Source organism: Pseudomonas sp. gcc21, assembly GCF_012844345.1.
Taxonomy (GTDB): domain Bacteria; phylum Pseudomonadota; class Gammaproteobacteria; order Pseudomonadales; family Pseudomonadaceae; genus Halopseudomonas.
On sequence record NZ_CP051625.1, the window covers coordinates 2,286,187 to 2,299,069 of the forward strand.

A 12,883-nucleotide genomic window follows, 5' to 3' on the forward strand; every position below is an offset into this window, starting at 1 on the left:
CAACCCTTTATTTGTTTGGAGCCGACAACAAGGCAACGACAATGAACAACTCCATGCATATAGCCGGAAGCTGAATATTCATTCGCTGGATTATCCGGAAAAGATGCCGTTTGCAGCGGGACGCCTTCACAGATTTAACAGGTGGGGTACGGGCGATTGTGAAATTGCCAAGTGGACACGCGTCGATGGCTTAGCGGAGCTCGTGTATTGAGAGGATTAACGCGATAGCTGAGAAGGATTTTCCGGGGCAAAAACCTGTTTGCTTGAGGCGAGCACCTGCTGCCTGGGTTCGACAAGCGGCTCGAATGTTCCGAGCCGCCACTTCGCCTAGAGCATGATCAGAAGTCCATGGTCAAGCCCACAACCAGACGACGCCCATCCAGCACGGCGCCATACTCCTCGCTGGTGACCTCTTTGTTGGCGATGTTGTACAGGCCAGCCTTGACGTCCAGGCTATCCGTCGCCTTGTACACTACACCGGCATCGACGAAGCCGTATCCCGGCGTGCCGTCTGACATGCTGGTACGGCTCAGGTAGTCTGACGTCTCGCTACGATAGTTCCCCTGCAACCAGGCGTTCAGTTTTGGCGTGACAGTCCAGTCCAGCAACACATTTGCCATATGCTCGGGCTGCTTGTTCAGCGGATCGCCCTTGAACTCACCGGTTTTTTGCTCGGACTCGGTGTAGGTATAGCTGCCGCTCAACCAGAGCGATGGACGCAGCGCATAGTCCAGGGTCACTTCCACCCCTTGCATAACAGCTTCATCGACGTTGGTACGCGTGCTCAGAAAGTAATAGTCGGTGCCGGCGAAACCGCAGGACCAGGCCGCGACGTTGTCGCGGTTATCGCTCGAGCCGTCACTATCCGTTGCGCATAAACGGTCTTCGGCAATCTTGTCCTTGTACTGAGTGTGAAAGACCATGAGGCTGGTGTTGAAGCCCAGCTCGACATTGTCGTAATTGAAACCCACCTCATAGCTTGTGCTGCGTTCCGGGTCCAACTCGGGATTACCAATGATCAGCGCGCGCGGGTGAGGCGCGGGCGATCCGCCGCCGCCTGTGCCGCGACCGAACCCTTCGGTCGCATCGGCAAGCCCCGGTTGCTTATAACCGGTGGACACGCCGCCTTTCAGCGTCAGGTTGGGAGTTGATTGATACACCGCGTAAACCCGTGGCGACAGATAGCCGCCAAACAGCTCGTCGTCGTTGTATCGCAGGCCGGTTGTCAGCGCCAGATCGTCAGTTACGCCCCATTCGACTTCCGCAAACAACGCTGCGAGCCAGCGATCCACACTCTTGACTGCACCGGGCACGCCAGAGGTCAGCAGCCCGTTGGATTCATCGACAAAATCTTCGTACTTGTACTGGGCGCCAAAGGTCAGCACATGCGAGCCAAGAAAATAGTTCGCCTGAGTGTTGAAGGTGCTGACTTCTTCCTTCTTGGTAGCGTCCTGCACGCGTTCGGAAACATCGTGCTGAAGATAGGTATTGGTGCGCAGGTTTCCGTAGATCCCATCGTGGGCAAGCACGTAGATGTCCTTGTCGAACTCAGTGGTGTTTTCCGTCGCGTCCGCTGCGATGCTCTTGCCCGGGTGGTGCGTCTCGTCCAGCCGCGCAGCCTGGTAACTGGCGGAGAAACGGTTCTGTTCATCCGGCGTCAGGTAAAGCTCGATACCTGCCTGACGGCGTTTGCCGTCGGGCGTGCTCGCTGCGCTGTCATCCAGCCCCACAAATCGGCTCTCCTCTGTTACCGACTGTGAGCCATGAATCTTGGCGCCCAACAGGCCGGGTACCAGCGCACCCCCTGCATAAAAGTTGCCCAGCCAGGCGTCTTCACTAAGATCGTTACGTGAAAGCGTGTATTCGGTCGATACCGTACCGGCCCAGGCATCGCCCCCTTTGCGGGTGATGATGTTGATCACGCCACCCATCGCCTCGGAGCCATACAGTGACGACATCGGACCGCGCACCACTTCTATACGCTCGATCATCGACAGTGGCGGCAAACCGATCTGCTTGCCGCCATCACTACCATTGGTATTGACCGAACGGCCGGAAGAAACAGGGCGGCCGTCGACCAGATACATCGTATAAGAGGAGGACATACCACGGATGCTGACGTCCTGCATATTGCCACCACCCGTGACATATACGCCGGGAATATTCTTCATGGCATCAACGACATCGGTATAGGACTGCTTTTCCAGCTGCTCCCGGGTAATCACGGAGATACTCGCGGGCGCATGTGCAATGTTCTGCTCATACCCTGCGGCGCTTACGACCGTGGTGGGCTGCAACTCGATGGCCTCCTGCGCGTGCGCCAGCGACCCCATGGTAGCTGCCACGGCAACACTGCAGGCCAGCCGGTGTCGATTGAATTTAGCCATATTTGAAAAGAGCTCCTTGAGAATGTCATCGTCGTAGTCACAACGGGAGTACCAGCCAAAAACCCGATCGCCGGCTGGCCCGGTCCAGACGGATTATAATCATTCTCATTTGCTACCAACTATCATTTGCGCTTGCACGCAGCGTTGCGCGCATCGGAACGGGGGAAAAACAAAGGTTCTGCTGCCGTAGCAATGGCCACTCCGTCGCCGGCTTGGATATCCTTGGCCCCACCCCGGGTCCAATTCTCAAACCCTGAAAAGAAGGCATACATATGACAGACGCAACCTACACACCGCCCAAGGTCTGGAAATGGGATGCGGAGAATGGCGGCAAATTCGCCAACATCAATCGCCCGACTGCCGGACCAACGCATGATCAGGAACTTCCCGTCGGCAAGCACCCGCTACAGTTGTATTCGCTCGCCACGCCAAACGGGATGAAGGTAACGATCCTTCTCGAGGAGCTATTGGCTGCAGGGCACGAAGGGGCCGAGTATGACGCGCACCTGATCAGAATCACCGAAGGCGACCAGTTCAGCAGCGGGTTTGTCAGCATCAATCCCAACTCGAAGATTCCGGCCATGCTGGACAACAGCACCAACCCGCCGACTCGTGTGTTTGAATCGGGGTCGATCCTGCTGTACCTGGCGGAGAAATTCGGCGCCTTCATCCCAGAGGATGTGGCCAGGCGGACGGAATGCCTGTCGTGGCTGTTCTGGCAGATGGGCGCCGGCCCGTTGCTGGGCGGTGGCTTTGGTCATTTTTACGCCTATGCGCCAGAGAAATACGAGTACCCGATCAATCGCTACACCATGGAAGTGAAGCGGCAGCTGGACGTGCTCGATCGCCAGCTGGCGGAGCGGCAGTATATCGCCGGGGATGAATACAGCATCGCTGATATGGCGATCTGGCCGTGGTACGGCGCACTGGTCATGAACCGGGTGTATGAAGCAGCAGAATTTCTCGAAGCGGATTCTTACGTCCATGTGCAGCGCTGGGCCAGGGCTATTGATGAGAGGCCCGCTGTGCAACGTGGCCGAATGGTGAACCGCACCTGGGGCAATCCTGAGGAGCAGCTTCCGGAGCGCCATGATGCCAGCGATTTTGATACCCGCACCCAGGACAAACTCGATGCGGAGAGCACAAAGGGGACTAGTCAGTGAGCCGTTTCGCCCGGGGCGGTTGAAGACATCCTGATGTCAGGCAACCCCGTGCTGCGCTGAGTACTCTGATGACAGGGACGTCATCCTAAGCTGAGCACGTACCCACACATGCCCGACCTGGTTACAGCCGGTACCCTTCGTCATAGAATTGCTGCCTCAACTTCCCCGACTATCAGGTTTCGTCATGCCCTATTCTCCACGCGTTCTCTCCCTTAATGTGGGCAAACTACGCAGCCTGCAGGTAGGCGGAAAAGTGAAACAAACCGGGTTGTTCAAACAGCCCATGCAGGGCCCGCAGCGGATCGACGAGAATGGATTGCCGGGGGACAACATCGTCAACAGACGCTTTCACGGCGGACCCGATCAGGCTGTTTATCTCTACAGCCAGGACGACATTGACTGGTGGAAACAGCAGTTACAGCGCGACCTGGAGCCGGGCTTTTTCGGCGAGAATCTGACGATCACTCACTGGTGGCCGAGGGTTCGCGTAGGCGACATCCTGCGGGCCGGGGAGTTGATAATGCAAATAACCGCACCCAGAACCCCGTGCGCAGTATTGGCCGCACGCGTGGGCGATCCGGCTTTCATAAAACAATTCGTCCGCGCGGCGCGCTGTGGTGCCTACGCTCGTGTACTGCGACCCGGCACGATAAGCCCCGGTGATCTGTTTCACGTGACCGCTGCGGATGATGCCTCTCCCGCCGTGGAAGACCTTTTCCGTTACTGGCATAGCAAAACTCAGGATGCCGATTTTCTCCGCCGCGCCCTCGCCGCACCTATCGCCATGCTTCTGCGCGAAGCGCTCGAGGAAAAGCTACTTAAAGCAGAAGCAGGCACACCTCAGCTACCCATGTTCTGACGAGCATGGTTTGCTGAAGGCTTCCCCGACGGCCCGAGAGACCCTCCGCTCGTTCTGATACCATTCTTTCAAACCAGTCTGCAGCGGGGACGACCCCGTTGCAGCGACCATGAGTTGGGGACGACCCCGATGTTCGTTTGGTAAAACGATGAACTGGATTCTTCTTCTGCTGGCAGGTCTGCTGGAAGTTGTATGGGCGGTGGGATTGAAATACACCGAGGGGTTCACCCGGCTGTGGCCGAGTATCGGTACCCTGCTCGCCATGATTGTCAGTTTCGGTTTGCTGTCAGTCGCCATGAAAACCCTGCCGCTGGGCACCGCCTATGCCGTGTGGGTCGGAATCGGTGTGATTGGCTCTGCTCTGCTCGGCGTGTTTCTCTTCGCTGAGCCCATGTCGCTCGGGCGGCTTGTCAGCCTCGCCCTCATACTGACAGGAATCGTCGGCCTGAAGCTGGCGGACACAATGTGACGCCGTTCACATTCTGACCCCAGTTTGCTCCCGGCTACAGGCCATGCCCGGCAAAGCTGGCACAATCGCCGAAGCGCCATCCCACCTCACAAGGAGACATCGATGCCCGTCAGTCCCGCTGCCAACGTGCTTTACGGCCTTCCCCACTCACTTTATACCGGTATAGCCCGCAGCTACCTGCGCACGCAGGGCATCGCCTATCTTGAACTGCCACCCGCTCATGCGGATTTCGTCGACAGAATCTTACCGACGATCAAGCGTAGTATCATCCCCGTGTTGGAGACACCGGACGGTGAGATCATCCAGGACAGCCTGGACATCATTGATCACTTCGAGCGCCAGGGCGTGCCCTACCCGGCCTATCCGGAAGGCCCGTTACAGTCAGTGCTGGCGGTCATACTGCAGTACTACGGCTATCAGGCCATGCTGCGCCATGCCATGCATTATCGCTGGTCCTACCTCGAACAACAGGAATCCTTCCTGCGCCACGCGTTCGCTACCGGCAGCGATGCCACGCGGGCCGAAGCAATCATGGCGCGGATGCAATCCTATCTGCCCGCGCTGGGTATCAATGCCGAAACCGTTCCCTTGATTGAGCGCTCCTTTGAAGGTCTGCTGGATATTCTCGAAGCCCATTTTGCGCAACATCCCTACCTGTTCGGTGGCCGCCCAAGCGTGGCGGATTACGGGCTTATTGGTCCGATGTTCGCGCACCTGGGCCGCGACCCCGTGCCGTCGGATCTGATGAAGCGCCGTTCACCCAACGTATTCCGCTGGGTAGAGCGCATGACCGCGCCCGGCCTGGATACGCCGGATTTCCCCGGTTACGGCAGTGAATTCATTGCCGAGGATGCTATCCCGTCCACCCTGGAGCCGCTGCTCAAGCATGTCGCCGAGGAAATCTTCCCTGAGTTGACCGCCAAGTTCGAGTGCATGGATGCGTTGATAGAAAAGCTTCAGCCGGAAGACGGCCAGCCCGTTGCGAGCAAGGCGCACCAGCGCCATGTGGGACAGGTTGAAACCACCTTCCGCGGCGCGCCGATCACCTCAGGCGTTGCGCCCTACTCGATGTACATACTGCGCAGAGCGGATCGGGTACTGGAGCGGGCCAGCGACGCGGACCGCAGCAAGGTGCAGGCTTATCTGCAACGCTTCGGACTGGACAAAGCGTTGCCGGGTGAGCGTGGTTATAGCGTCGATCGCCGCAACCATGTCGAGGTCTGGGAGCGTCGCTGAGAAAAGGCGGGATGAGTCGACGGCTCGTTGCGAGCCGTCGAACTGCTTACGTCAGAGAATATCCAGCGGGAAATCGACAAAGACGCGAACTTCGTTGCCTTCGCTGATTGCGTTCTGAGCGTTGCTGGATACTCGCAGCGCCGAACTGCGCAGGCGCACACTCAGGTCCTTGGCCGCCCCGCTTTGCACGACGTACTGGAACTGGTTGAAGAACTCACGCTCAGTACCACGTCCCGCCGCATCCAGATTGATATCGGTACCGCGCACATAGGCCACCTTGTAGCTCAGACCCGGAACACCGTACTCGGCAAAGTCCAGACCGTATGCGACTTGCCAGGAACGCTCGTCTTCATTGTTGAAATCAGACCAGTATGAATTCGCCAGCCAGATAGTCGTGCCACCGTCACCCACGCCACCGAGATTCTGGTAATACCCATAATTGTAGCCGACATCGCCGCTGCTACGCTGGTACGCAAGGGTAAAATCATGCGGGCCGGTTTCGTAGGTAGCAGCAAGGCTCCAGATGCGGTTCTTGCCTTCTGTGGGATCGAACTCCTTCTCCTGATTTGTCCGGTAGCCACCGAAATCCAGCGTCAGCGAGTCGCCATTGTCCAGCGGGCGGACATAGTTCAGGTTGATGTACTGACGCTTGAGCACGTCCTCGACATCGGATGCATACAGGGAGGCGCTGATATTCTCGTTGAACTGGTAGCGACCGCCGAGTACATCAATAGCCTTCAGCGCTGCGCTGTCGCGGCCTTCATCGCTCTTGCGCGACTCGGCAGTAAAGCGCCCGGCATGCAGAACCAGCCCTTCGATTTCCGCTGAGGTGATCAGGGTACCGGTGAAGGTTTCCGGTAACAGGCGCGAGTTGTCATGGCTCAGAACGGGCAATGTCGGGCGCTGATCGCCGTAGCTGATAACGGTATTGGAAACACGCGCCTTGAGCGCAGCGCCGGCATGGGCAACGTCGTGCTCGATATCGCCGTTATCGTCGACCATGAAGAAGTCGATGCCGGGGTGACCCGCGCGACCATTGCCGCTATCCAACCGCACGCCGTACATGCCAAAGGCGTCTACACCGAAGCCGACTGTACCCTTGGTGAAGCCCGAACTGAACGAGGCGACAGCGCCCTGCCCCCATTCAGCCTTGTCCTGATTGCCCTGCTTGTAATCGCGGCTGATATAGCCGTTGCGCAGGAACAGATCCAGCGTACTGCCCTCTACGAAACCTTCAGCATCAGTCTGTGCCGCCATGGCAGGTGCCGAAGCCAACATTCCCATCAAGATAAAACGCGCTTTGTTATAAGACATCTTGCTACATCCGTGCTTAGTGCGTGGCAGAAATCCTTGCCGGTCCGCTGGACAAGCGAGGAAATGTGACGGGCATTATCCACATTCCGCCGCTGCCGACCAATGGCGATGTGCATTCGCAGCGTCATGGGGGAGTGGTAATGTGGCGACTCCATTTGTCTGAACTGCTTGCCAGGAGTGTCCATGAACCGCACCGAACTTGCGCCCAAGCGGGAAATATTCGGCTGGGCTATGTTCGATTTCGCCAATCAGGGCTATACGCTGCTGATCATCACGGTGATTTTCGGCGACCTGTTCACGCGGATCATCGTCGGTGATGCGCCGGATTACCGGATGGGTAATCTGCTCTGGAGCCTGGCGTTGGCGGTCAGCTATCTGATGGTTGTGGTGGCCAACCCGGTATGCGGTGCGATCATGGATTATTCGCACAGCCGCAAACGCTTTCTGTTCGGCAGCTATCTGCTGACAGTGCTGACCACTGCACTGCTGTACTTCGTCGAACCGGGCTGGATCCTGCCGGCCATGCTGCTGATTATCCTGTCCAACTTCGCTTATTCGATGGGAGAAGGCTTCGTCGCCAGCTTTTTGCCGGATCTCGGTCCACGCCAGGCGCTGGGCTGGATTTCCGGGCTGGGATGGGGCGTCGGATATATCGGCGGCCTGGTGGCCACCGCGTTTACGCTGTTTTTCCTGGGCGATGTGTCGGCTGAAAATTACGAGACTATTCGCTGGGTAGGCCCTTTTGCCGCCGGTTTCTTTCTGGTGGCAGCGATCCCCACTTTCATCTGGTTGAAAGAGCGCGGGGATAAACGCGCGACGCCGGCCGGCCAGTCACTGGTCAGTGTGGGCATACAACGCGTGGCCATTACCTTCCGGGAGATACACCAGTTCAGGGATTTGCGCTCACTGCTGATCTCCATCTTCTTCTCGATGGCCGGCATCTACATCATCATCGCCTTCTCGTTCATCTATGGCGCGCAGGTGATCGGCTGGAGCGAGGAGATTCGTGCGTTCATGTTTATCACCGTGCAGATTACCGCCGCACTGGGCGCCTTTGCCTTCGGCGCCTTGCAGAGTCGGCTCGGCGCGCGCCTGACCTATATTCTGACGCTGCTACTGTGGCTGGTGGCGATTCTGGCGATCTGGCAGACCCCCCACCTGACCGGTCTGCTGCGGGCGTGGTTGGGGGTAACGTGGGAGCCCCAGCATGTGTTCCTGTTTGCCGGCGCGCTCGCCGGGACCAGTCTCGGCGCCTCGCAATCAGCGGGTCGGGCATTAGTAGGCGTGCTGACGCCGCTGGGTAAATCCGCCGAATTCTTTGGCCTGTGGGGCACGGCTTCAAAACTCGCAGCGGTGTTCGGCATTCTAGGGCTGGGGCTGGTGCAGTGGGCGTTCGGCCTGGCCGATGCCATCCTGTTCTGCATGGCGCTGTTTGGTGTGGCTATCTTCACTGTGCTGCCCGTCAATGAGGCGCGCGGCAGCCAGGTTGCCGAAGACTGGCGCGAGGGCTCTACCGATTCGCCTCAGCTGAACAGGAGCACTCCATGAATATAGGCGTACTGACTTTCAGGATATCGCTGCCCGGCTGCGGTTCTCTCAAGGAAAAGCGCCAGCGCATGGGCGGGCTACACGAACGCTTTGGCCGCAACCCGGCAATCGCCGTCTGCGAAAGCGCAGACCTGGACCGGCTGGATTCCAGCGAATGGTCGTTTGTAGTCGCAGCGACCTCTGCCAAAAAGGTCGAGTCCATCTGCAGTGAAATCGAGGACAAGCTTCAGCGTACCGTGGATGGCCGGGTGCTGGATGTCACTCGGGAAATACTTTAACGGCCACGTCCTGCGTTGCGCGCAGGCCTCTGGCGCGAGCGCTCACTGAACGTCCCCACCGGGAAGAGCCTGGATGCTCTGGAGAAAGGCTTGATAGACGGCGGTTTCCCTGAACGCTTTAGCGGCCATTCGCGAACCGTACAAGCTGATATGACCGGACGGATCAAGCCCGAATGGCACGTTCTCGGCGGTCACGTCAGAGCGAACACCCTTTACGTGAAACATCGAATGCCGGTCGATGAACATGACATTCGCATGCCGGCTGGCATAGTCCGCAAGCAGGCTGTTAGCCTCTCTGGCAGGCACATCCCGCGTCTTGCGGAACCGGGTGATATCAAATTCACCACCGAACCGCAGGCTGCGTTTATACATGTCCGCTACGCTGACATCGAACGTAGTCGGCGAAGCCATCACCACCACCATCCCGGTGCGTTCAGCGAGATAATCGATCGCCTTGACTACGTTGCGCATATGGTTGTGCTCCTGCACAGCGCCCCACTGACCCGCCAGGATAATCAGGTCATAGCTATCGGCTTGAGCTTCCAGGTACTCCCTGTTGATCAGACATTGCCGGTAACTCAGGCCGGTCATATCCCCGGTAAAGTCCCTCGCGAGGCTTGGGTAGCACCAGTTGGTTGAGACCGAGTTGATCGATATCGCGTGTTCCTTGCCCAGATCGTCCCAGAAGGGGCCGTAGTGTCCGGCAAAGGAGTCGCCGAACAACAATGCCCGCAACTGGCCATCCGCAGCACCGAGTAGGCATTCAAGTCCCTCCTGACCGACTGGATTGACCTCCCCGGACCCGCTTGTTTCGACATTGTGGAAACACCACCGATTGGATCGGCGCGGCAGAATCAGCTCTGCCGTGGCTTCACGAAATTCATCGTTGATTCGGGATGGATAGCCCTGCGCAGCGAGGGTCACGGTGGCCAGGGAAGCCGCCAGGATGACTGCCGCGGCCGCGCCCATTCCAGGCTGCCATAATCCCGGCGAATCAGTTTTACGCCGCGCCCTGTTTTCTATGTAGCGATACGACAGCCAGCCGGTCAGCACCGAGGCGGCCACGCCCGCAACGATCCAGAACGGATCGCCCTCAAGCGCAAAGTAATATATCCAGACAGCAATGGGCCAATGCCACAGATATACGGAGTAGGAAATCCGCCCCACGAACTGCGAGACAGCGTTCCCGGTTATCGCTGACTCATAACGGGCAGAATAGATAACCAACACCGTACCCATCACCGGGATAGCCGCCAACCAGCCCGGCCAGACGGTCGCAGGGGTAAAAATCAGCACCGATGCACCAATCAGCAATATGCCTGAAAGCTCCAGCAAGCGGCTACTGCGTTGCGCAAAGCCAAGCGGGAACAGATACACCAGCCCACCCGCCAGCATCTCCCACATGCGGGTAGGAAGCAGAAAGAAGGACGAGGTCGGCCAGCGAGACGAGGCGTATGCCGACAAGGCAAAAGAGCCCAACGCCAGCAATATCAGCACCCAGCGGGTGAGGCGCAGCGACAGCATCTCGCGCAACGCGACGATAACAATCGGATAGATCAGATAGAACTGCCACTCGACCGAGAGCGACCAGGTATGCAGCAACCAGTTGTCGTGCGAGGCTTGCTCGAAGTACCCCGATTCCTTCCAGTACATCAGATTGGAAACAAAGCCCAAACTTCCAAGGACGTGCTTACCGAGTTGTTCATAGGCCGAGGGAAGCAATAGCGCCCAGCCAATAATGACGAGAAACAGACACAGAAATGCCAGCGCCGGAACGATTCGTTTGGCCCGTTCCTTATAAAACTCCCACACGGAGAATCGGCTGCTTTCCATCCGGGAGACGATGATCCCGGTCATGAGGTAGCCGGATATAACAAAGAATACGTCTACGCCGACGAAGCCGCCCTGCCCACCCACTATGCCAAAGTGGAAAAGCATCACTGCAATGACTGCTACGGCTCGAAGGCCATTAATATCTCCGCGAAAATGCACTAAAAACCCCCAACATTGAATTGCGCCGACCGGCCAGTGCCGGTGACGGAAGCGATTTCAATATTTCCAGCGGGTCTCTAAGGCGGAGTAATGGTCATCTGAGCTTTATTTTCCAGTCACGTGTGTTTCGGTTGCGGGTTCGTTCGTGGTCCCGAACCAGACTGCTGGCCACAACGATTTGTAAGGACGACACCAGCCGATCCTGCTCCGACGGGCGTCGCTTTTCATCAATCAAACGATGGTGTTTCAGGTGCGAGGCATGTCATCGCAAACTACCTGACTAGTGGAACACTTCGTTCCACAATGTCTATGCCTCCGATTCTCAAAAGGAAAGAAAGTGCCATTAAAAAGCTGCGAAACCGCCATATCGAAAATCGGATCGCGGAGGGGAACCAGGTCGACCTCGGAGCGCGCCTCCAAGTAGAGATCAGGCCGCACCGTCAGGAGGCGCGCCCACTTCGCACTTTTTGCAGTTGAGCAGAAAGCCCAATCGACTGATACGGCCCGCTTCGGTGGTCACCCAGAAGCGCTCCTGCCAGGGTGGGTTATGCCTGACATGCTGGAAATGGCCACACGAAAGCTCCGCCACCCAATGGTTCTCTTCGTCGAGGTGATAACCGGTGATAGGTCTTTGCATGTCAGCTCAGCCGTGTTGTTCGATGGCTCGACTCTCGCACCAGGCGGACCACGAATACAACACAAGTGCGATCCATATCGTGATGAAGCTGATCAGCTGAACCTGCTCCAGCGGCTCTTTGAATATGTACAGCGCGATGAGGAATTGCAGGGTCGGATTCAGGTACATCAGAAAGCCCACAGTGGACAGACGCAAGCGTCGCGCTGCACCGGCGAAGGCCAGCAAGGGCACCGCGGTCACTGCTCCGCAAGCGATCAACAACAGGGTGTTGCCTTCCACCAGGAAGTTGGACACCCCGGACGCCGTCAACCAGCCAAGCGCCAGCAAGGCAATCGGCAGCAGAATAAGCGTCTCTACGAACAGGCCGGACAGCCCGTCCAGGGCAACCTGTTTGCGCACCAGCCCGTAGCAGCCAAAGGATACTGCCAGAATCAGGCTGATCCAGGGCACGCTCGCGAGCATCACCACCTGAATCATGATACCGAGCCCGGCCAATACCACCGAAGCCACCTGCAGACGCGCCATGCGCTCGCGAAGTATCAGTACACCCAGCGCAACGTTGATCAACGGCGTGAGGAAATATCCCAGGCTGGCCTGCAACACATGGTTGGTTTCCACCGCGTAGATGTATAAACCCCAGTTGATCGCAATCAGTACTGCACAGATTGCCACCCGCCCCAGGCTCCGTGGCCTGGCCAGCGCCGCCGTGACCGGCTGCCAACGCTGCAGCAGACTGATCACCAGGATCAGAAAGACGCAGGACCAGAGAATCCGATGCACCAACACCTCATAGGCGGGGACGCCCTCGAACAGAGCGAAGAACAACGGAAAGCAGCCCCACATGGCATAGGCTGCCACCCCGAAGGCCACGCCACGGGTATTTTCGGATGATACGTTGTTGTCCATCGACCTCTCTCCTGAAGAACCGCCGCCATGATGACAGCTTCGGCGCGAGTATGGCTGTCGGCTGGGGGAACTCGCTCCGCTTGTCCGCCTCAGA

General features: G+C 57.9%; 11 protein-coding genes. 6 read left to right on the top strand and 5 right to left on the bottom strand.

Going from position 1 to position 12,883, the window contains the following annotated elements:
• Positions 1-338: 338 nt before the first annotated feature.
• Positions 339-2,387, bottom strand: coding sequence for a TonB-dependent receptor domain-containing protein (locus HG264_RS10565; protein ID WP_169407612.1), 2,049 nt, complete (start codon positions 2,385-2,387; stop codon positions 339-341).
• A 272-nt stretch (positions 2,388-2,659) separates the two neighbouring features.
• On the opposite strand from HG264_RS10565, the gene yghU reads away from it, so the two are divergent.
• The 4 genes from yghU to HG264_RS10585 all read left to right on the top strand — a co-directional run bounded on the left by yghU (position 2,660) and on the right by HG264_RS10585 (position 6,114).
• On the top strand, positions 2,660-3,550 hold the full coding sequence (gene yghU / locus HG264_RS10570; protein WP_169407613.1) for a glutathione-dependent disulfide-bond oxidoreductase: 891 nt from the start codon (positions 2,660-2,662) through the stop codon (positions 3,548-3,550).
• 184 nt (positions 3,551-3,734) lie between these two features.
• Positions 3,735-4,409 (top strand): MOSC domain-containing protein, encoded by a 675-nt coding sequence (locus tag HG264_RS10575; protein ID WP_169407614.1) that lies wholly within the window; start codon positions 3,735-3,737, stop codon positions 4,407-4,409.
• 148 nt (positions 4,410-4,557) lie between these two features.
• Positions 4,558-4,878 (top strand): quaternary ammonium compound efflux SMR transporter SugE, encoded by a 321-nt coding sequence (gene sugE / locus HG264_RS10580; protein ID WP_169407615.1) that lies wholly within the window; start codon positions 4,558-4,560, stop codon positions 4,876-4,878.
• Between the two features lie 102 nt (positions 4,879-4,980).
• A complete protein-coding gene (locus HG264_RS10585) occupies positions 4,981-6,114 on the top strand; it encodes a glutathione S-transferase family protein (protein WP_169407616.1) in 1,134 nt (377 codons plus the stop codon).
• 51 nt (positions 6,115-6,165) lie between these two features.
• Here the strand turns inward: HG264_RS10585 and HG264_RS10590 are convergent, their stop codons facing one another.
• Complete coding sequence (locus HG264_RS10590; RefSeq protein WP_169407617.1) at positions 6,166-7,428, bottom strand: OprD family porin; 1,263 nt, start codon at positions 7,426-7,428, stop codon at positions 6,166-6,168.
• A 183-nt stretch (positions 7,429-7,611) separates the two neighbouring features.
• Here HG264_RS10590 and HG264_RS10595 point away from each other — a divergent pair, with 183 nt between their 5' ends.
• The gene (locus HG264_RS10595; RefSeq protein WP_169407618.1) at positions 7,612-8,976 is read left to right on the top strand and encodes an MFS transporter; all 1,365 of its coding nucleotides are present in this window, start codon (positions 7,612-7,614) and stop codon (positions 8,974-8,976) included.
• Positions 8,973-9,254, top strand: coding sequence for a DUF503 domain-containing protein (locus HG264_RS10600; protein WP_169407619.1), 282 nt, complete (start codon positions 8,973-8,975; stop codon positions 9,252-9,254). The genes HG264_RS10595 and HG264_RS10600 overlap by 4 nt, the downstream gene beginning before the upstream one ends.
• 42 nt (positions 9,255-9,296) lie before the next feature.
• Here HG264_RS10600 and HG264_RS10605 read toward each other — a convergent pair whose 3' ends face one another.
• From HG264_RS10605 to rarD, 3 genes are all read right to left on the bottom strand, one after another.
• Entirely contained in the window at positions 9,297-11,246 is a 1,950-nt protein-coding gene (locus HG264_RS10605) for an acyltransferase family protein (RefSeq protein ID WP_256663660.1), read from the bottom strand.
• Between the two features lie 427 nt (positions 11,247-11,673).
• Positions 11,674-11,883 (bottom strand): DUF3565 domain-containing protein, encoded by a 210-nt coding sequence (locus HG264_RS10610; RefSeq protein WP_169407621.1) that lies wholly within the window; start codon positions 11,881-11,883, stop codon positions 11,674-11,676.
• 6 nt (positions 11,884-11,889) lie between these two features.
• Complete coding sequence (gene rarD, locus HG264_RS10615) at positions 11,890-12,789, bottom strand: EamA family transporter RarD (protein ID WP_169407622.1); 900 nt, start codon at positions 12,787-12,789, stop codon at positions 11,890-11,892.
• Positions 12,790-12,883: the final 94 nt, after the last annotated feature.

Bases quoted from the DNA above. Each gene is read 5' to 3' on its own strand.
- HG264_RS10610 (WP_169407621.1), bottom strand. From the start codon at position 11,883: ATGCAAAGACCTATCACCGGTTATCACCTCGACGAAGAGAACCATTGG.
- HG264_RS10565 (WP_169407612.1), bottom strand. From the start codon at position 2,387: ATGGCTAAATTCAATCGACACCGGCTGGCCTGCAGTGTTGCCGTGGCA.
- HG264_RS10595 (WP_169407618.1), top strand. From the start codon at position 7,612: ATGAACCGCACCGAACTTGCGCCCAAGCGGGAAATATTCGGCTGGGCT.
- yghU (WP_169407613.1), top strand. From the start codon at position 2,660: ATGACAGACGCAACCTACACACCGCCCAAGGTCTGGAAATGGGATGCG.
- HG264_RS10600 (WP_169407619.1), top strand. From the start codon at position 8,973: ATGAATATAGGCGTACTGACTTTCAGGATATCGCTGCCCGGCTGCGGT.
- sugE (WP_169407615.1), top strand. From the start codon at position 4,558: ATGAACTGGATTCTTCTTCTGCTGGCAGGTCTGCTGGAAGTTGTATGG.
- rarD (WP_169407622.1), bottom strand. From the start codon at position 12,789: ATGGACAACAACGTATCATCCGAAAATACCCGTGGCGTGGCCTTCGGG.
- HG264_RS10590 (WP_169407617.1), bottom strand. From the start codon at position 7,428: ATGTCTTATAACAAAGCGCGTTTTATCTTGATGGGAATGTTGGCTTCG.
- HG264_RS10575 (WP_169407614.1), top strand. From the start codon at position 3,735: ATGCCCTATTCTCCACGCGTTCTCTCCCTTAATGTGGGCAAACTACGC.
- HG264_RS10585 (WP_169407616.1), top strand. From the start codon at position 4,981: ATGCCCGTCAGTCCCGCTGCCAACGTGCTTTACGGCCTTCCCCACTCA.